Raw genomic sequence first — 19444 nt, forward strand, 5'->3', positions numbered from 1 at the left:
TTCCCCCGCAGATTCTGCGAGGGGTTTAAGCACTAATTGCTTAAACATTAGAGCTGGGTCCGTAAAGTCCATATTTCAGGGAACAAAACCACGTCGAGCATCTTCCTTAAGTAGCTCACGCCGCCGGTGCCGCCCGTGCCGCGTTTGAAACCGATGACGCGCTCCACCGTGGTGACATGGCGAAAGCGCCAGAGCCGAAATGCATCTTCCAGATCCGTGAGTTCTTCGCCCAGCTGGTAGAGATCCCAATGCTGTTTGGGGTCGCGGTAAACCTGTAACCACGCCTGTTCAACCTCGGCGCTGGCCTCATAGGGCTGCGTCCAGTCGCGCTCAGAATGGCTGGCAGGCACGGCGAGGCCGCGCCGGGCCAGCAAGCGCAGGGCTTCGTCGTAAAGAGAGGGTGCCTTGTAGGCGGCCTCCACATGGGCCAGTAGATCCGGCCGGTGGGCATGGGGTTTGAGCATGGCGGCGTTCTTGTTGCCCAGCGAAAACTCGATGCAGCGGTATTGGTAGCTTTGAAACCCGCTGGAGCTGGACAAGTAAGGGCGGATGGCGCTGTACTCAGGCGGCGTCATGGTGGCCAGCACATCCCAGGCGTGAACCAGTTGCTCCATGATTTTGCTGACCCGGGCCAGCATTTTGAAGGCGCTGCCCAAGTCGTCGTTCCTGACACATTGAATGGCGGCACTCATCTCATGCAGCATGAGCTTCATCCACAACTCACTGGTCTGGTGCTGCACGATGAACAGCATTTCGTTGTGGTCGGGTGAACGCGGGGCCTGCGCGTTCAAGATGTCGTCCAGCTTGAGGTAGTCCCCATAGCTCATCGACTGGCTGAAGTCGAGCTGCGCTTTTTCTTCATGCACGATGGATTCCGGCAAGCCAATGGGGGCCTGACTGGGTTCGCCATGTTTGTAAGGGCACATCTCAGGTCACCTCGCTGTGTTGGTTGAATTGGGCTTGCTGCCACTCCTCCGTTTCGAGCACCTGCTTCAGATGTTCCACGGCGTTCCACACGTCTTCAAATCCAATGTAAAGCGGTGTGAAGCCAAAACGCAGAATGTCCAGGTGCTGGGCACCGTCACCGGCGCGAAAATCACCCACCACGCCACGGGCAATCAATGCCTGCACGATGGCGTAAGCGCCGGTTTTCCGGGTCAAGCAAACCTGGGAACCTCTCTGTTCGTGGTCACGGGGCGTTGCCAGGCCGAGGCCGTGTCCCTCGCAGCGCTGTTCAACCAATTCAATAAACAAGTCAGTGAGCGCCAGAGACTTGTCCCGCAGGGCGGTCATGCCGCCACAGGCTTCGGCGGCGGTAAAAACATCCAAGCCGCACTCCAATGTGGCCAGGCTCAGAATCGGTTGTGTGCCGCACAAATAGCGGCGAATACCAGGGGCGGGGCGGTAGTCTGGGGTGAATTCAAATGGCGTGGCGTGACCCCACCAACCGGCCAAGGGCTGCCAGAAGCGCTCGGCATGTTTGGGGTTGACCCAGACAAATGCTGGTGCGCCGGGGCCGCCATTCAGGTATTTGTAGCTGCAACCAACCGCAAAGTCAGCGCCCGCGCCATGCAGGTCAACCGGTACAGCACCGGCGCTATGAGCCAGGTCCCAGACGGTCAGAATGCCTGCTGCGTGGGCAGCGGCTGTGACAGAGCTCATGTCGTGCATGGCACCGGTGCGGTAGTTCACATGGGTGAGAATGAGCACCGCCACATCAACGGTCAGTGCGGCCTCAATCTCAGTGGGCTCGACCAGTTGCAGCTCAAAACCGCGTTCTTTGCACAAGGCCTCGGCCATGTAGAGGTCAGTCGGGAAATTGCTGCGCTCGCTCACGATACTGCGACGAGTGGGGGCGTCTTCACGTGCCATGTTCAGCGCGGCGCTGAGCACTTTGAATAAATTGATGGAGGTGCTGTCGGTCACCACCACTTCATCGGGGCCGGCGCCAATCAGCGTGGCCACCTTGTTGCCCAAACGCTGGGGCAGATTGAACCACCCCGCCGTGTTCCAGGAGCGGATCAGACCTTGACCCCATTCCTGTGTGACGACTTCGGCAGCGCGTGCCACCGCAGCTTTGGGCATCACCCCCAGCGAATTGCCGTCAAGGTAGATCAGGTCGGAAGGAATTGAAAAATGCGCGCGCAAATGCCGGGTCGGGTCCGCGGCGTCGCGCTGCTGACAGTGTTGAAGGGTGATCATGTGAACTTACTTTTTCAAAAGAAAGCGCAAAGGTAACACCCGTCAAAACGCTGTGGTGTCGGTAATTTCCAACACCTTGAGAATGCTTGAGGTTTTAATCAAAACCTTGGCGCGTTTCTCCAATGGCGTGTGTTTTGAGATCGAGCCGCCGGGCGAGCGCCGGACCGAGATCTGCGCCTGAAAACAGCCACGTTGCTTGTTTGAGGCCTGACCGGAGAGGCGACGGCCGTCAATGACACGAGTCACCGCCAAGAAAGGAAAGCGCACCTGGCCTGCCAAAGGTTGGTGCGCTCTATGCCTTACAAACGGCCGAGCAGCAGAAATTCCATCAATGCTTTTTGCACGTGCAGACGGTTTTCAGCTTCTTCCCAAACCACAGACTGTGGGCCGTCAATGACGTCAGCTTGCACCTCTTCACCGCGATGAGCGGGCAGGCAGTGCATGAACAAGGCATCGGGTTTGGCACTCTTCATCATGTCAGCGTCCACACACCAGTCAGCAAAGGCGAGGCGGCGAGCTTCGTTTTCTGCCTCGTAACCCATGCTGGTCCAGACATCCGTGGTGACCAAGTCGGCGCCGGCGCAGGCTTGCATGGGGTCTTTGAAAATTTTGTAGCTTTTGGATGAATTCAGGCCAGCCACTTTTTGGTCAATTTCGTAGTCACGCGGTGTACTAACATGCACGTTGAAGCCCAAAATTTCGCTGGCCTGCAACCAGGTGTTGGCCATGTTGTTTCCGTCGCCCACCCAGGCCACCGTTTTGCCTTTGAGCAAGGCGACATCCGGCTTGCCCTCTGCATTGAGACCCCGGTGTTCCAGGTATGTGAACAGGTCAGCCAGGATCTGACAAGGGTGAAACTCATTGGTCAAGCCATTGATGACCGGCACCCGGGAGTGCGCGGCAAAGCGCTCAATCTTGGTTTGCTCAAAGGTGCGAATCATCACCAGATCGACCATGCGGCTGATGACCTTGGCACTGTCCTCAATGGGTTCTGAACGTCCCAACTGGCTGTCACCCGTGGTCAGGTGCACCACGCTGCCGCCCAGTTGGTAGGTGCCGGCTTCAAAACTCACCCGGGTGCGAGTGGATGCTTTCTCGAAAATCAGGGCCACCGTGCGATCGGTGAGTGGGTGGTGCTTTTCGTAAGCCTTGAACTTCTTCTTGATGATGGCCGCGCGCTCGAACAGGTAGGCGTAGTCGCTGGCGTCCAGGTCGCTGAATTGCAGGTAATGTTTCATCTCTGTGTCTCTGTAGGTTCGGGCCTAGCTGGCGTTGGCCAGCAGTTGTTTGATCAGGGGGCAGAGGATGCGAACCACTTCGTCCGCTTCCGCCGTGCTCATGTTCAAGGGCGGCACCATGCGTACCACGGTGTCTGCGGTGACGCTGATCAGCAAACCGGCGTCCGCGCACTGCTGCACCAGGGCCGAGCAGGGCTTGGCCAAGTCCACGCCAATCATCAAGCCCATGCCGCGGATTTCCCTGACGCCTTTGTTGGCAATTTCGGCGCTCAATGCCTTCGCCAGTTCGGCAGTCAGATGCGCCCCCACTTTGGCCGCGTTTTCCAGCAAGCCTTCTTCTTCCATGATGCGAATGGTTTCCACGCCGGCCCGCATGGCCAGCGGGTTGCCGCCAAAAGTCGAGCCGTGGTTGCCAGGTTGGAAGATGTTGGCGGCCTTGGGGCCCACCACCACCGCACCTACTGGCACGCCTGAACCGAGCCCTTTGGCCAGCGGCATGACGTCCGCTTTGATGCCGGCCCACTGGTGGGAAAACCATTTGCCGGTACGTCCCATGCCACACTGAACCTCGTCGATCATAAGCAACCAATCGCGCTCATCGCACAGTTGACGAACCGCTTTCAGATAGTCCATGTGCATGGGGTTGACGCCGCCTTCTCCTTGAATGGCCTCAAAAAAGACAGCCACCACATTTGGGTTGTTGGCCGTGGCTTGTTTCAGGCTGTCAATGTTGTTGACAGGCACCCGAATGAAGCCTTCCACCAAAGGGCCGAAACCGGCTTGCACTTTTGGGTTGCCAGTGGCACTAAGAGTGGCAATCGAACGGCCATGAAAAGCTTTTTCATAGACCACGATTTCAGGGCGTTCAATGCCTTTGTCGTGGCCAAACTTGCGCGCCAGTTTGAGCGCGGCCTCATTGGCCTCCAGTCCGGTGGAGCAGAAGAAGACATTGGTCATGCCCGACAACTCCACCAGCTTCTTGGCCAGCGCTTCTTGCAGCGGGATGTGATAGTAGTTGGAGGTGTGGATCAGTTTGGTCAACTGGTCCTGCAGTGCGGGCACCAGCTTGGGGTGGTTGTGACCCAGGGTATTAACGGCAATGCCGCCCAGCGCATCCAGGTACTCTTTCCCGTTGACATCCCACACTCGGCAACCCTGCCCGTGAGACAGCGCGATGGGCAGTCGGCCGTAGGTGTTCATCACATGAGGGGATGCGGCGGCGTGGGGAGATGCGGGTGCATTCATGGGCTCAAACTCCAGAGAGGTCACAAAACAGAGCAGCCCAACACGCGTTGGGCCTTTGAAGTGTGATTCTAGGCGCATCAAGTTCCGGGATCGTTTCTGGATTTGCATCAGACTGATGCGTGGGCGGTAGTGCTCCCTCTGGTCTTCTATAAGACATAAGATCGGCTAGAATGTGGACGCGCTGCAACACCCGCCAGCCCCAACTGATCAACCTCTATCCGATGGTTTCCAACCCTGCCAAAGAAGTAATTATTCTGGGTACTACCCAGAGTGGACGCACTTTTCGCCCCAGTGATTGGGCTGAGCGTCTCGCGGGCGTCATGAGTCAGTTTCGGCCCGGTGGCCCGCAGCCCGGCAGTCATTTGGGCTACTCGCCTTGGTGTGTTCCCAATTCGCGGGATGGCGTTCGCTGCGTGGTGGTTCACCGCGATCTGCGCGATTACAACGTCATGGCTTGGGACTTCTGCATGAACTTTGCCAAAGACAACGACTTGCAAGTGTTGCAGGGCAATCCCCCCGCCTGATCTCCCCGAGCGCTCAGGCACATTCGCCTGCACCTTTTGTCTAAATTCTTCGACCAACGCTGGAAACAAAAAAGCCGTCTTTCGACGGCACTTTTGCTTTTTTGCTGACAGCGCACCCGTTACAAACGGCGCATTCTCAAAGACTCGAGAATGCGTGCGATTTGCCTGAGATCAGGCAGCGACTGCGGCCAGGGCTTTCACCTTGGTCGACAGACGGCTCTTGTCGCGAGCAGCCTTGTTCTTGTGGAAGATGCCTTTGTCAGCCACGGTGTCAACCACGGCTTGCATCTTGGCAAACAACTCGGTCGCTTTGACCTTGTCGCCAGCCAAAACAGCTTTCTCTACGTTCTTGACCGCAGTGCGGTACTTGGAACGCATCGAGGTGTTCGCTGCATTGATTTTGATGTCTTGACGGACGCGTTTACGGCCCGACGCAAGGCGCGGGTTCTTTTTCTTGGGTTTACCAGATGCCATAATTTAATTCCTTGGGTCTGCGGATGTTGTCAGCAAAGCCTGCGATTCTAGCAGTTTGTCAAACCTTGCGCGAATCCAATCATAGGCTTGGGCTTCTGGCATGGGGCGGCTGTAGTAATAGCCTTGGTAAACATTGCAACCCAGGTTGGCCAAGTAGTAGTGCTGGCCTCGTGTTTCCACCCCTTCGGCAACCACCATGAGGCCCAAGTCATGTGCGAGACCAATGCTGGCCATGCAGATGGTGGCGTCGTTGCTGTCGGTTTCCAAATCCTGCACAAAGGTGCGGTCCAGCTTGAGGTAATCCAGCGGTAATCGCTTGAGATAGGCAAGCGATGAATACCCGGTGCCGAAGTCGTCCATGGCCAGCTGCACGCCCAAGTCGCGAATGACGCCAAGGCGTTGAATGGACGCCAATGGATCCTGCATGGCCACGGACTCCGTGATCTCAAGCGTGAGGGCGTTGGCGGGCAAATCGTTTTCTTTCAACGCGTTGACGATGATTTGCGGCAAATCGGCGTTGCGCAATTGAATGGCGCTGAGATTGACAGCCATCGTCAGGTCGGGCAATCCTTTTTGGCGCCACCGAGCAAGAGTTTGGCAGGCGTTGTTCAAGACCCATTCACCGATCTCATTGATGAGTCCGATTTCCTCAGCCAGAGCGATGAACTCTTCTGGGGGCGTCAGCTCACCGGAGGGGCTGACCCATCGGATCAGCGCCTCAACGCCGCTCACCTGTTTACCAAGTGCGTCGATCTGAGGTTGAAAGTGAAGTACAAATTGTTTTTGTTGCACGGCCTCGCGCAGGGCATGCTCCATGGCCAGGCGGTGTTCTGCCGCGCGCATCATGTCGGCATTGAAGAAGTGAAACATGCCCTTGCCTGACTTTTTGGCGTGGTACATGGCAATGTCCGCGCTTTGCATGAGCGCGCCACGGTCCGCGCCGTCTTGGGGGTAGAAGCAGATGCCCATTGACGCGGAAGCACGCAACAGATTTTTTCCGATGGTGACAGGTTGATTGAGCGCCAGCATGATCCTGGCGGCAATGTCGCTGGTTTCCTGAGAGCAGGGCATATCAGCCAAGATAATCACGAACTCGTCGCCGCCCAAACGGGCAACAATGTCATCGGCTCGCGCCGCCGTGCTCAGTCGCTGGGCCACCTCACACAGGAACTGGTCTCCCATGCCATGACCTTTGGTGTCGTTGATGCTTTTGAAGTTGTCAAGGTCCAGAAGCATTACAGTCAATTGCTGCTTGTTGCGCCTGGCATTGCTCACCAACTGGTCCAGTCTGGCTTCCAGCGCGTAGCGATTGGCCAGGCCGGTCAGAATGTCGCTGTGGGCCAATCGTTCAATGGCGGCGGCATTGTGGTGTTGCTCTGTGACATCGGTGTAGATTGTGACAAAGCAGCCGTCCGGCAACGGGGTGCCCCGAATGTCGAGAATGGATCCATTTGGGCGCGTGCGTTTTGTCTTGTGGGCTTTGTGTTGACGTGCTCGCGTCATCAGGCGCTCTACCACGGTTTCGATGTCGCCGGAGCCAAACTCGCCCCGCGCTGCGCCGAACCGGAAGAAGCTTTCAAGGGGTGTCTTGTGCGCCAGCAGTTCGGCAGGCAGTTCCAATAGCCGGGCGAACTCCTGGTTGTAGGCCAGCAATTCCAGCTGAGGGCCAAACAAGGTAACGCCACCAGGGACGTTGTCCACCAGCGTCTGGAACAGGATGTTTTGCTGCCTGAATTCCTCTTGACTGGCTTTTTGTTCGGTGATGTCGGTGTAACTGGTGACAAACCCGACGGTGCGCTCGCCGCTGACCATTGGGCGACCTTCCACCAAGTGCGTCCGGCCATTTCGGCGCAGTCGTTCAAATCGGTGAGGCTGAAACTGCAGGGCTTGCCTCTGGGCGTCGTCTGACGGATCAGGATTCAGATGGCTCAGCAGGGCATCCAGCGTTGTGTCCGGCGAGAGGCTGGCGGCAGGGATCTGAAGCATCTCCAGCAGGTTGGCATTCCAAACCTTCAGTCGATGGTGCTCATCAAAAACTGAGATGCCTTGGGGCAAGTGTTCGACCACACTGCTCAAGTACAGCGCCTGCTCACTGAGAGCCTGCTTGGCTCGGTAGCTCTCCGTGATGTCGTTGTAAATGGTAATGAAACCGCCTTGAGGCAGCGGGCTGCCAATGATTTCAAGTGCCTGGCCGTTGGGGCGGATGCGTTCGTAGCGGTGGGCCAGCCCGTTGTGCGCTTGCTCCAGCCGGTCACGGGTTTGCTGATCAGGGTCACCTGGCCCGTACTCGCCGCGAGAGGCGTTGAAGCGGGTGATGTCGCCCAACGTTGGCAATCCATGCTCGAACATAATTTGCGGCAACATCAGCAGATCAATCAAACGCTGATTGATCGCGATTACGCGCAAGTCGCGGTCGAACAAGACCACTCCAACGGGTAAATGGTCCAGCATGGCCTGGTACATGCCCATGGCGTCGCCAGCAACAAGGGATGGAGAAAAGCGACCGCCAGAGCTCATGCAAACCTTTATTCACATTTAACGGGGGAGGCCCGATTGTGCACGGTAATGCGTCAATTGAGTGAGTCGTGGCGAGGGCTACACTCTGCGCCGTGTCGCTACTCAAATCCGCCTCTATTGTTTCGCTCCTGACGTTGGTGTCCCGCATTACCGGGCTCGCGCGGGAACTTTTAATTGCGTCCACGTTTGGCGCCAATGCGATGACCGATGCCTTCAACGTCGCGTTTCGAATCCCCAACCTCTTCAGGCGCTTCTTCGGAGAAGGCGCATTCAGCCAGGCTTTTGTGCCCGTGCTGGCCGCCTCCAAAGCCCAGCATGGCGATCTTGAAACGCGGTTTGTGATTGACAGGGTCGCCACGGTTCTCATTTGGGCATTGATGGTGATCAGCATCATTGGCGTCGCCGCCGCTCCGGTGATGGTCTGGGCCATGGCCAGCGGCTTGCAGCAGGACCCCCGTGGGTTTGAGCTGGCCATTGTGATGACACGCTGGATGTTTCCCTATATTGCATTCATGTCATTGGTGGCATTGGCCGCCGGGGTGCTCAACACATGGAAGCGGTTTGCGGTGCCAGCTGCCACGCCGGTGTTGTTAAACCTTTGCATGATTGGCGCCGCCTGGCTGGGAGCGCCCTGGTTTGAAACCCTGGGCCTGGAGCCTATCTATGCGCTGGCGGGTGGCGTGCTGGCGGGCGGTGTTCTTCAACTTGCCGTGCAATTGCTGGCGCTCAAACGGATGGGGTTGGCACCGCGCATCGGCTTTGGGTGGCAGCAGCTTCGCGCGGCCTGGGCTGATCCGGCCACCAAAAACATTCTTCGCCTGATGGGCCCGGCCTTGTTGGGTGTGAGCGTGGCCCACATATCGATGCTGATCAACACCCAGATTGCCTCGCACCTGGCCGCTGGCAGCGTGAGCTGGATTACCTATGCCGATCGCTTGATGGAGTTCCCCACCGCCATGCTGGGTGTGGCCATGGGCGTGGTGCTGATGCCCCAACTGGCGTTGGCCCGCGCGGCCGGTGACGCTGACAAGTACTCCGGGATGCTGGACTGGGGCTTGAGGTTGGTGGTTTTGCTCGCCTTGCCCTGCGCCGTGGCCTTGTTGGCTTTTGCCAAGCCGCTGGTGGCCGTGCTGTACCACTACGGTGCCATGACCGACCGCGACGTGCAGCAAATCACCTATGCCTTGATGGGTTGGGGGGTGGGCTTGATTGGCATTGTGGCCATCAAGGTGCTGGCACCGGGGTACTACGCCAATCAGGACACCAAAACCCCGGTTCGCATTGCCGTGGCTGTGTTGCTGATTACCCAGTTGTTGAATCTGGTGCTGGTGCCGATATTCGCTCACGCGGCGCTGACCCTGTCGATTGGCATTGGCGCCATGATCAATGCCTTGTGGTTGCTAATCGGTTTGCTGCGGCGGGGCAGTTACAAGCCGGAACCTGGTTGGGGCGTCTTCTGTTTGCAGGTCATTGCCGCCTGTGCGCTGTTGGCTATCTTCCTGATGTGGGCCAACGGGGCATTTCTTTGGATTGAGTTGCGCGCTGAGAGTTGGAAGAGGGTCGGGCTTCTATCCCTTGTTCTTCTTGCAGCAGCTGCTATCTATTTCGTAGCTATTTTGGCCTCGGGTCTGCGTTTGAAGCAATTCCTGAAGCGGTGATCGGCGTACCAGCCTGAGGCAAGGTGGCGCTGGTCGCAAGCCTTTTTCAGTTGGATCGGTATAGGATGTTTGCATGACGATGTTGTTCTCAGTTCCTTCTCCGCTGGACTATTTCAGCAGCTTGGTCATGAGCGACGCCGAGTTTCCCTTGCTGGAAGCCGCCGTCAGCCTGGCGCAGGATGAATACCCCGAGCTCGACGTTCAACAAGTCCTCAGTGACGTCGATCAGTTGCTGGCCCGGGTTAGACGACGCATTCCCGCTGATGCAGGTCCTTTGCAAAAGCTGCGCGCCTTGAACCAGTTTTTCTACCGTGAATTGGCGTTTTGCGGCAATGTGAATAACTATTACGACCCTGACAACAGTTTTGTCAGTGTGGTCTTGCGCACCCGGCGTGCCATTCCGATCTCCCTGGCAGTGATCTGGATGGAGCTGGCCCAAGGCCTGGGTTTGTCGGCGAGGGGCATCGGTTTCCCTGGGCATTTCATGATGAAAGTGAATCTGCCCGAGGGTCAAGTCGTGATGGACCCGCTGGACGGCCAATCGTTAAGCCGCGAGGATCTGGCCGAACGGCTTGATCCCCAGCACAAGCGAATCGGCTTGGCTGATGATTTTGAGGTGCCTTTGGGTCTGTTCCTGCAAGTGGCGCCGCCACGCGACATCATTGCCCGCATGCTGCGCAATCTGAAGGCCATTCATGCCGCTCAGGAAGATTGGTCCCGCTTGATTGCCGTCCAAAACCGGCTCATTGTTTTGCTGCCCAAGGTGTGGGCAGAATACCGTGATCGCGGTCTGGCCCATGCCGCAGTCGGCGACGCCGAATTGGCCCTGGCCGACCTGGAAACTTACCTACAACATGCGGACTCGGCCGTCGACCTGCAGGCCATCGCCCTGCGAGTGGCCGAGTTGCGCGGCGCCATTAACTGATGGGGGCCGTTCTGCGAACGAACTGGAGCTTTAAATGAAAGCTGTTTTTACCTTGGTGGGCCTGTTGATTATGGTGGCAGCAATTGGGTTTTTGAGCAAGAAGCAAATGGCCTCGATCATGCCAACCGGCTTGCCACCCGAGATTTCGACGCAGGGCGGTGCGCCCGCCTCGTTGACCAATAGCAAACCTCAACAATTGCCGGAGCAGTTCAAAAAAGCGGTGGATGACGCCATGCAAAAACCCCGCTCTGAGGACGACTCGAAATAGCGAGGCGTGAAGCGACGGAGCAGATGCCATCTTTGGCTGGCCTGGTGGCATCTCAGGTTTTTGTTTGCGTAATGGGCTATTAATTGGCGGCGGCCAAGCCGTTGCGAAAGTGCTCTTGCACCCGGGTGGTGGCCAGAGTGGCGTCTTTGGCCAGCAGCGCGGCCATTAACGCGCGGTGCTCCTGCAGCGATTCATCGATGCGACCTGACTTGAGCAAGGAGTTGTGGCGGTTGAGCTTCATCACCTTGCGTAAATCGCTGACCATCTGATTGCGCCAGCGGTTATTGGCAATCTCCAGCACACGCATGTGAAAGCGCTCGTTCACTTCAAAAAAACGTTCCCGATCCAGCTGCGCGGGCAGGGCGGCCGCTTCCAACTCATCGTGCAATTCTTTCAGGCTCTCAAGCTGGGCGTCGGTCGCGTTGTGGGCGACCACGCCTGCTGCATCGGATTCCAGCAGGCTCAACAGGTGGTACACCTCGGCCAAATCTTGTTCGGACACCTCAGTGACATAGGCACCCCGGCGCACTTTCATGGTCACCAAGCCTTCGGCGGCCAACACTTTGAGGGCTTCCCGAAGCGGTGTGCGGCTGATACCGTAGGCGTCGGCAATCTTCAACTCATCAATCCAGCTGCCAGGCTCAAGTTCGCGGTTGAAAATGCGCTGACGCAGGAGTTCGGCGACTTCTTCATACAGGGCGCGGTGAGAAAGGGCGGGTGCTGGCATGGCCCGAATTGTAAGCTTGAAACAATTTTGTTAATCAATAATTATAAATAACGTAAACTAGTATCCGCTTTGGACTGATGCGCATTAAGCTGGCATCAGCGTCCGATTTTCCAAATTCACTCACCCTGAACGGCAGCCGTCATGACCCAAAAACAACCTGAATTCCAAACTGCCAACTTGGAGGCCTGGGCCAAGGCCGCTGCCAAGTCAGCCCCGCAAGGCGATGTGACCGCACTGAACTGGGTCACGCCCGACGGCATTACCGTCAAGCCGCTCTACACCGCCGCTGATACTGAAGGTTTGGCGTACGCCGACACCCTGCCTGGATTTGAGCCTTATTTGCGGGGGCCGCAGGCCACCATGTATTCGGTTCGCCCTTGGACGATTCGCCAGTACGCCGGCTTTTCAACGGCGGAAGAGTCCAATGCGTTTTACCGAAAGGCGCTGGCCGCCGGCGGACAGGGTGTGTCCGTGGCGTTCGATTTGGCGACCCACCGGGGTTACGACTCGGACCACCCGCGTGTGACCGGTGATGTGGGCAAGGCCGGCGTAGCGATTGACTCGGTGGAAGACATGAAGATTCTCTTTGACCAGATTCCCTTGGACAAAGTAAGTGTCTCCATGACCATGAACGGCGCGGTGCTGCCTGTACTGGCCGGCTATGTGGTGGCGGCGGAAGAGCAGGGCGTGAGCCAAGACCAATTGAGCGGCACGATTCAGAACGACATTCTGAAAGAGTTCATGGTGCGCAACACCTACATCTACCCCCCTGAGCCGTCGATGCGCATTATTGGCGACATCATTGAATACACGGCCAAAAACATGCCGAAGTTCAACTCCATCTCCATCTCGGGCTACCACATGCAAGAGGCCGGAGCGAATCAGGCGCTGGAGTTGGCCTTCACCCTGGCCGATGGCAAAGAGTATGTCAAGACCGCCATTGCCAAGGGCATGGATGTGGATGACTTTGCGGGGCGTTTGAGCTTTTTTTGGGCGATTGGCATGAACTTCTACCTGGAAGTGGCCAAGATGCGCGCGGCGCGCCTGCTGTGGTGCCGCATCATGAAAGACTTCGACGCCAAAAAGCCCAAGTCCCTCATGCTGCGCACGCACTGCCAGACGTCCGGTTGGTCATTGACCGAGCAAGACCCCTACAACAACGTGGTGCGTACGACCATTGAGGCCATGGCTGCCGTGTTTGGGGGCACCCAAAGTCTGCACACCAACAGCTTTGACGAAGCCATTGCGCTGCCGACCGAGTTCTCAAGCCGCATTGCCCGCAACACCCAGCTCATCATTCAGGAAGAAACTCACATCACCAATGTGATCGACCCTTGGGCCGGCAGCTACATGATGGAGAAGCTGACCCAGGACATGGCCGACGCGGCTTGGGCGATCATTGAAGAAATCGAGGGCATGGGTGGCATGACCAAGGCGGTTGACAGCGGATGGGCCAAGCTCAAAATTGAAGCCGCGGCGGCTGAGAAACAGGCGCGCATTGACAGTGGAAAAGACGTGATTGTGGGCGTCAACAAGTACAAACTGAAAACTGAAGACGCCATCGAAACACGCGATATTGACAACGTGGCAGTGCGCGACGGCCAGATCAACCGCCTCAACGTTATCAAGCAAAAACGCGATTCAGCGCAGGTGCAGAAAGCGCTGGCTGCTATCACTTCTGCAGCAAAGTCGGGCGAAGGAAATTTGCTGGACCTGACCATTCAGGCGGTTCGTCTGAGGGCCACCGTGGGAGAAATCAGTGATGCGATGGAATCTGTTTACGGCCGCCACCGCGCCGACACCCAAAAGGTGACCGGCGTGTACGCAGCAGCTTATGACTCGGCCGAAGGCTGGGAAGCCCTCAAGTCTGAAATCAATGCCTTTGCCGAAGCGCAAGGCCGACGCCCCCGGGTGATGATTTCCAAGTTGGGCCAAGACGGCCATGACCGCGGCGCCAAAGTGGTGGCGACTGCGTTTGCCGACCTGGGCTTTGACGTGGACATGGGGCCCCTGTTCCAGACCCCCGAAGAGTGCGCCCGCCAAGCCATTGAAAACGACGTGCATGCCGTGGGCGTCTCTACCCTGGCCGCCGGCCACAAAACACTGGTGCCGGCCATCATTGCTGAACTGAAGAAACAAGGCGCTGACGACATCATTGTTTTTGTGGGCGGTGTGATTCCCCGCCAAGACTATGAGATGTTGTACGAGGCAGGTGTCAAAGGCATTTACGGCCCAGGCACGCCGATTCCCGCCAGTGCCAAGGACGTGCTGGAGCAGATCAAAAAGGCCATGGCCTGAATATTACGCAACCGGACGCGCCGTTCATGAACATGATGCAAACGCCTGTTGGAGAGGCCAGTGCCGCCAAAAGCGGGGTCTCGGTGGCCACTATTGTGGAGACAGACGGCAGCGGGCTCAAGCAACGCCGTGCCATGGCCAAAGCCATCACGCTGCTGGAGTCCACCCGCGCTGACCACCGGGCGCAGGCAGACGAGCTGCTCACCGCCTTGCTACCCCACACTGGACAGTCCTTTCGACTGGGTATCAGCGGTGTGCCGGGCGTGGGTAAATCGACGTTCATTGAGGCTTTGGGCCTGTATTTGATTGAGCAGGGCCACCGCGTGGCGGTGCTCACCATTGACCCGTCCAGCACCGTGTCAGGCGGCTCCATTTTGGGCGACAAGACCCGCATGGAGCGTCTGTCGGTGCACGACCAGGCCTACATTCGCCCCAGCCCCAGTAGTGGCACGCTGGGCGGCGTGGCCGAGAAAACACGTGAAGCCATGCTGGTCTGTGAAGCCGCCGGCTATGACGTGGTGATTGTGGAAACCGTGGGCGTGGGTCAATCCGAAACTGCCGTGGCCAACATGACGGACATGTTCGTGCTGATGCAGCTGCCCAATGCCGGCGACGATTTGCAGGCGATCAAAAAAGGTGTGATGGAGCTGGCCGACCTGGTGGCCATCAACAAGGTGGACTTGGACGCGATTGCCGCGCAACGCGCCCAATTGCAAATCACCGCCGGCATGCAGTTGCTGGGGATGTTTGGCAGCCACGACGATGCTCACTGGCGCCCCAAGGCGATCCTGCTCAGCGCGCTGAAGGCACAGGGGGTGGATGCATTTTGGGCGGCGGTGACGCAATTCAGAACCCTGCAAACCGCCAATGGCAAGCTGGCGCAGCGCCGCCAAACCCAATCCTTGGCGTGGATGTGGGAGCGCATTGACGCCGGCCTGAAGCAGTCGTTTCGTCAAAACCCGCAGGTGCAGGCCTTGCTGCCAGCGCTCATTGACGAGGTCAAGGCGGGCCGCGTGGCGGCATCGACTGCAGCACGAAATATGCTTCTAGCCCATACAAATCAAGCGTAGGTCGCTATCAAATCAGTAGTTAATTGAAGACAGACGATTCGAACTTTGAAAAGAGAGAAAACCATGTACGACATCCTTGAACAACTCGAAGCCAAGCGTGAACTCGCCCGAATGGGTGGTGGCCAGAAGCGCATCGATGCGCAGCATAAAAAAGGCAAGCTCACCGCCCGTGAGCGGCTCGAACTGCTGCTGGACGAAGGCACGTTTGAAGAGTGGGACATGTTTGTGGAGCACCGCTGCGTCGATTTCGGCATGCAGGACCAAAAGATTCCGGGCGACGGCGTCGTCACCGGCTACGGCATGATCAATGGCCGCTTGGTGTTTGTCTTCAGTCAAGATTTCACCGTGTTTGGTGGCGCCTTGTCAGAGGCCCACGCCGAGAAAATCTGCAAGGTGATGGACCAGGCGATGAAAGTCGGCGCACCAGTGATCGGCTTGAACGACTCCGGCGGCGCCCGCATTCAAGAAGGCGTGGCCTCTTTGGGTGGCTACGCCGATGTGTTCCAGCGCAACGTGATGGCCAGCGGTGTGGTGCCGCAGATCAGCATGATCATGGGGCCTTGCGCGGGCGGTGCGGTGTATTCGCCGGCCATGACGGATTTCATCTTTATGGTGAAAGACAGCTCTTACATGTTCGTGACCGGCCCCGAAGTGGTGAAAACCGTGACGCATGAAACCGTGACGGCCGAGGAACTGGGCGGCGCCATCAGCCACACCACCAAGAGTGGCGTGGCCGATCTGGCCTTTGACAACGATGTGGAAGCGCTGCTGATGCTGCGCCGCCTCTACAACTACCTGCCGCTCAATAACCGTGAAAAAGCGCCCGTGCGCCGCGGCGGCGACCCAGCAGATCGCATGGACATGAGTCTGGACACCTTGGTGCCCGACAACGCCAACAAGGCCTATGACATGAAAGAACTCATCGTCAAGACGCTGGACGATGGTGACTTTTTTGAGCTGCAACCTGAATACGCCAAAAACATCCTGATCGGCTTTGGCCGCATGGAAGGTCAAACCGTGGGCATCGTGGCCAACCAGCCGCTGGTGTTGGCAGGTTGCCTGGACATCAAGAGTTCAATCAAGGCGGCGCGTTTTGTTCGTTTTTGCGATGCGTTCAACATTCCCGTCATCACGTTTGTGGACGTGCCGGGCTTCATGCCCGGCACCAGCCAGGAGTACGGTGGCATCATCAAACACGGCGCCAAGCTGCTGTACGCCTACGCCGAGTGCACCGTGCCCAAGATCACCGTCATTACCCGCAAAGCTTACGGCGGCGCCTATGACGTGATGTCGTCAAAGCACCTGCGAGGCGATGTCAACTTTGCCTGGCCCAACGCCGAGATTGCCGTGATGGGCGCCAAAGGTGCGGTGGAAATCATCTTCCGCGAAGACAAGGGCGATCCGGCCAAACTGGCCGCCAAAGAGGCCGAATACAAGACGCGCTTTGCAAACCCCTTCGTGGCCGGTGCCCGTGGCTTCATTGACGACGTGATCCTGCCACACGAAACCCGCAAGCGCATCTGCCGCTCTCTGGTGATGCTGCGCGAGAAGAAGATTGAGAATCCGTGGCGCAAGCACGGCAACATCCCCCTTTGATGGCCCGAGGAGATAAGAACATGTTTACAAAAATACTGATTGCCAACCGGGGTGACCAGCCGCAAAGCGGCCCAGCGGCGAAGCCACATTGCTTGACACGCACCGCGTGTGCAAGCGAGTTCAACCCGATGGAGTTCAACTATGTTTAACAAAATACTGATCGCCAATCGGGGTGAAATCGCTTGCCGCGTGATTAAAACCGCCCGAAAAATGGGTATCAAAACGGTGGCGGTCTTCTCTGACGCTGACCGCGATGCCCGTCATGTGCTGCTGGCCGACGAGTCCGTCCACATTGGCGCCGCGCCCAGCCGGGAGAGCTATTTGCTGGCGGACAAGATCATTGCAGCCTGCAAGCAAACCGGCGCCCAGGCGGTGCACCCCGGCTACGGTTTCTTGAGCGAAAACGCCGAGTTTGCCAAGCGCGTGGAGGAAGAGGGCATTGTCTTCATTGGCCCCAAGCACCACTCCATTGCCGCCATGGGCGACAAGATTGAGTCCAAAAAGCTGGCCGGTTCGGCGGGGGTCAACTGCATTCCCGGTGTCAACGACGCCATTGAGACGCCTGAAAAAGCGGTCGAGATCGCGCAAAGCATTGGCTACCCCGTGATGATCAAAGCCAGCGCGGGCGGCGGCGGAAAAGGCCTGCGCGTCGCGTTCAATGACAAGGAGGCTTTTGAAGGCTTCACCAGCTGCCGCAACGAAGCCCGCAACAGCTTTGGTGACGACCGTGTGTTCATCGAGAAGTTCGTCGAAGAGCCCCGCCACATCGAAATCCAGCTGATTGGCGACAGCCATGGCAACGTGGTGTACCTGAATGAGCGTGAGTGCTCCATTCAGCGCCGTCACCAAAAGGTCATTGAAGAGGCGCCGTCGCCCTTTATCTCGGAGGCCACCCGCAAAGCCATGGGCGAGCAGGCCGTACAGCTTGCCAAGGCGGTGAACTATCAGAGTGCAGGCACGGTGGAGTTTGTGGTTGGCAAAGACCAGAGCTTCTACTTTCTGGAAATGAACACTCGCCTGCAGGTGGAGCATCCGGTGACGGAGTGCATCACCGGGCTGGACTTGGTGGAGCTGATGATTCGCGTGGCGGCTGGCGAAAAGCTGCCGCTGACACAAGCCGACGTCAAGCGTGACGGCTGGGCGATTGAGTGCCGTATCAATGCCGAAGATCCGTTCCGCGGCTTTTTGCCGTCCACTGGGCGTCTGGTGCGTTTTCAGCCGCCAACGGAGACCATGTTCTCCGCCGACACCAGCCAATGGCAGGGTGTGAGGGTGGACACCGGCGTGCAGGACGGTGGCGAGATTCCAATGTTTTACGACTCCATGATCGCCAAGCTGATCGTGCACGGCAAAGACCGTCTGGAGGCGATTGCCAAAATGCGCGAAGCGCTGAACGGCTTTGTGATTCGCGGCATCAGCAGCAATATTCCGTTTCAGGCAGCTTTGCTGGCGCATCCCAAGTTTGTGGCGGGTGACTTCAATACCGGCTTCATTGCCGAAAATTACGCCAATGGCTTTCGGGCCGAAGACGTGCCGCACGACGATGCGGACCTGCTGATTGCCCTGTCGGCCTTTGTGAACCGCAAGTACCGCAACCGTGCCTCCACCATCAGCGGCCAGATGGAAGGCCACGAGATTGAAGTGGGTGAGGACTTTGTGGTGGTGACATTTGGAGAGCAGGGCGTTAACCACCAAACCCCGGCTCGGGTCACTGAATTTGAAGGGAAAACGGGCTCCAGCCTAATCACCGTAGGCGAGAGACGCTACAAAATATGTAGCAATTACCGTTTGGGAGAAGTCCGCATTGGCGGTACTTTCAACGGCAAACCATTCACGGCGCAGGTCGAGCGTGGTGGCTTGGCCGGCAAGAATCCGTTGACGATTCGTGTGTCCCACAATGGCACGCAGGTGGACACCTTGGTCCTGTCGCCACGCGCCGCCGAGTTGCATGCGCTGATGCCTTACAAAGCACCGCCTGACATGAGTCGGTTTGTGTTGTCGCCCATGCCAGGCCTGCTGGTCGAAGTTGCCGTGCAAGAGGGTCAAACCGTACAAGCCGGTGAACGCATCGCGGTCATTGAAGCCATGAAGATGGAAAACGTACTGTTTGCCGCCGCCGATGGTGTGGTCGGCAAGGTGCTGGCTAAAAAGGGTGAAAGCTTGACAGTTGATCAACCCATTGTGGAGTTCGCATGACCCAGACACGCCCCTTCAAAGTGCTGGGTATTCAGCAAATTGCCATCGGTGGGCCTGACAAGGCCAAGCTGCAAACCCTGTGGGTCGACATGCTGGGCTTGGAGGTGACGGGCACTTTCCGTAGCGAGCGTGAAAACGTGGATGAAGACATCTGCGCCATCGGCGTTGGCCCTTTCAGGGTGGAGGTCGATTTGATGCAGCCCATTGACCCCGAAAAGAAACCGGCGGTGCACACCACACCACTCAACCATGTAGGTCTGTGGATTGATGATTTGCCGGTTGCGGTGGAGTGGCTGACGGCCAAGGGCGTGAGATTTGCGCCGGGCGGCATCCGCAAAGGCGCTGCTGGGTTTGATATTTGCTTCTTGCATCCCAAATCCAATGATGAATTCCCGGTCAGCGGCGAAGGCGTATTGATTGAGTTGGTGCAGGCACCGCTCGAAGTGGTCAGTGCCATTTCCCGACTCGCGACAGGGTATTCCTCAATCTAAAAGTAGGCCGGATTC

The 19444-nt window shown here is 57.7% G+C and carries 18 protein-coding genes; 10 read left to right on the forward strand and 8 right to left on the reverse strand.

Annotated elements, in window-relative coordinates; genetic code table 11:
* Positions 1 to 47: 47 nt before the first annotated feature.
* Genes kynA through J8G15_RS03090 form a run of 5 tightly spaced genes read right to left on the reverse strand, consistent with a single transcriptional unit; the run spans position 48 to position 4685 of the window.
* Positions 48 to 926 carry a tryptophan 2,3-dioxygenase gene (gene kynA / locus J8G15_RS03070; protein WP_210546060.1) on the reverse strand — a complete coding sequence of 293 codons (879 nt, stop codon included), beginning with the start codon at positions 924 to 926 and terminating at the stop codon, positions 48 to 50.
* Position 927: 1 nt separating this feature from the next.
* The gene (gene kynU / locus J8G15_RS03075; RefSeq protein WP_210546062.1) at positions 928 to 2202 is read right to left on the reverse strand and encodes a kynureninase; all 1275 of its coding nucleotides are present in this window, start codon (positions 2200 to 2202) and stop codon (positions 928 to 930) included.
* A 42-nt stretch (positions 2203 to 2244) separates the two neighbouring features.
* Positions 2245 to 2469: a hypothetical protein gene (locus J8G15_RS03080; protein WP_210546064.1), complete on the reverse strand. Its 225-nt coding sequence runs from the start codon at positions 2467 to 2469 to the stop codon at positions 2245 to 2247.
* A gap of 32 nt (positions 2470 to 2501) precedes the next feature.
* Positions 2502 to 3440 (reverse strand): ornithine carbamoyltransferase, encoded by a 939-nt coding sequence (gene argF, locus J8G15_RS03085; protein WP_210546066.1) that lies wholly within the window; start codon positions 3438 to 3440, stop codon positions 2502 to 2504.
* A gap of 24 nt (positions 3441 to 3464) precedes the next feature.
* Positions 3465 to 4685 (reverse strand): aspartate aminotransferase family protein, encoded by a 1221-nt coding sequence (locus J8G15_RS03090; protein WP_210546068.1) that lies wholly within the window; start codon positions 4683 to 4685, stop codon positions 3465 to 3467.
* 221 nt (positions 4686 to 4906) lie between these two features.
* On the opposite strand from J8G15_RS03090, the gene J8G15_RS03095 reads away from it, so the two are divergent.
* Positions 4907 to 5209 carry a DUF3579 domain-containing protein gene (locus tag J8G15_RS03095; RefSeq protein ID WP_210547437.1) on the forward strand — a complete coding sequence of 101 codons (303 nt, stop codon included), beginning with the start codon at positions 4907 to 4909 and terminating at the stop codon, positions 5207 to 5209.
* Positions 5210 to 5380: 171 nt separating this feature from the next.
* On the opposite strand, the gene rpsT is transcribed toward J8G15_RS03095, so the two are convergent.
* The gene (gene rpsT / locus J8G15_RS03100) at positions 5381 to 5683 is read right to left on the reverse strand and encodes a 30S ribosomal protein S20 (protein ID WP_210546070.1); all 303 of its coding nucleotides are present in this window, start codon (positions 5681 to 5683) and stop codon (positions 5381 to 5383) included.
* Positions 5684 to 5686: 3 nt separating this feature from the next.
* Complete coding sequence (locus tag J8G15_RS03105; protein ID WP_210546072.1) at positions 5687 to 8200, reverse strand: PAS-domain containing protein; 2514 nt, start codon at positions 8198 to 8200, stop codon at positions 5687 to 5689.
* A 92-nt stretch (positions 8201 to 8292) separates the two neighbouring features.
* Between J8G15_RS03105 and murJ the strand changes: the two genes are divergently transcribed.
* The 3 genes from murJ to J8G15_RS03120 all read left to right on the forward strand — a co-directional run bounded on the left by murJ (position 8293) and on the right by J8G15_RS03120 (position 11051).
* Positions 8293 to 9858, forward strand: a complete 1566-nt coding sequence (murJ, locus tag J8G15_RS03110) for a murein biosynthesis integral membrane protein MurJ (RefSeq protein ID WP_210547438.1) — start codon at positions 8293 to 8295, stop codon at positions 9856 to 9858.
* Positions 9859 to 9931: 73 nt separating this feature from the next.
* Complete coding sequence (locus J8G15_RS03115; RefSeq protein ID WP_210546073.1) at positions 9932 to 10783, forward strand: SirB1 family protein; 852 nt, start codon at positions 9932 to 9934, stop codon at positions 10781 to 10783.
* Positions 10784 to 10817: 34 nt separating this feature from the next.
* Positions 10818 to 11051, forward strand: coding sequence for a hypothetical protein (locus J8G15_RS03120; protein ID WP_210546075.1), 234 nt, complete (start codon positions 10818 to 10820; stop codon positions 11049 to 11051).
* A gap of 79 nt (positions 11052 to 11130) precedes the next feature.
* On the opposite strand, the gene J8G15_RS03125 is transcribed toward J8G15_RS03120, so the two are convergent.
* Complete coding sequence (locus J8G15_RS03125) at positions 11131 to 11778, reverse strand: GntR family transcriptional regulator (RefSeq protein WP_210546078.1); 648 nt, start codon at positions 11776 to 11778, stop codon at positions 11131 to 11133.
* A gap of 141 nt (positions 11779 to 11919) precedes the next feature.
* On the opposite strand from J8G15_RS03125, the gene scpA reads away from it, so the two are divergent.
* The 6 genes from scpA to J8G15_RS03150 all read left to right on the forward strand — a co-directional run bounded on the left by scpA (position 11920) and on the right by J8G15_RS03150 (position 19429).
* A complete protein-coding gene (gene scpA, locus J8G15_RS03130; RefSeq protein ID WP_210546080.1) occupies positions 11920 to 14076 on the forward strand; it encodes a methylmalonyl-CoA mutase in 2157 nt (718 codons plus the stop codon).
* A 134-nt stretch (positions 14077 to 14210) separates the two neighbouring features.
* On the forward strand, positions 14211 to 15146 hold the full coding sequence (gene meaB / locus J8G15_RS03135; RefSeq protein ID WP_240538536.1) for a methylmalonyl Co-A mutase-associated GTPase MeaB: 936 nt from the start codon (positions 14211 to 14213) through the stop codon (positions 15144 to 15146).
* A gap of 63 nt (positions 15147 to 15209) precedes the next feature.
* Positions 15210 to 16742 (forward strand): acyl-CoA carboxylase subunit beta, encoded by a 1533-nt coding sequence (locus J8G15_RS03140; protein WP_210546082.1) that lies wholly within the window; start codon positions 15210 to 15212, stop codon positions 16740 to 16742.
* Positions 16743 to 16762: 20 nt separating this feature from the next.
* Complete coding sequence (locus tag J8G15_RS21810) at positions 16763 to 16891, forward strand: hypothetical protein (RefSeq protein ID WP_255555742.1); 129 nt, start codon at positions 16763 to 16765, stop codon at positions 16889 to 16891.
* The gene (locus J8G15_RS03145; RefSeq protein ID WP_210546084.1) at positions 16884 to 18938 is read left to right on the forward strand and encodes an acetyl/propionyl/methylcrotonyl-CoA carboxylase subunit alpha; all 2055 of its coding nucleotides are present in this window, start codon (positions 16884 to 16886) and stop codon (positions 18936 to 18938) included. The genes J8G15_RS21810 and J8G15_RS03145 overlap by 8 nt, the downstream gene beginning before the upstream one ends.
* On the forward strand, positions 18935 to 19429 hold the full coding sequence (locus J8G15_RS03150) for a VOC family protein (protein ID WP_210546085.1): 495 nt from the start codon (positions 18935 to 18937) through the stop codon (positions 19427 to 19429). The genes J8G15_RS03145 and J8G15_RS03150 overlap by 4 nt, the downstream gene beginning before the upstream one ends.
* Positions 19430 to 19444 lie beyond the last annotated feature (15 nt).

The organism is Rhodoferax sp. PAMC 29310 (genome assembly GCF_017948265.1).
In the GTDB taxonomy this organism is placed as follows: Bacteria; Pseudomonadota; Gammaproteobacteria; order Burkholderiales; family Burkholderiaceae_C; genus Rhodoferax.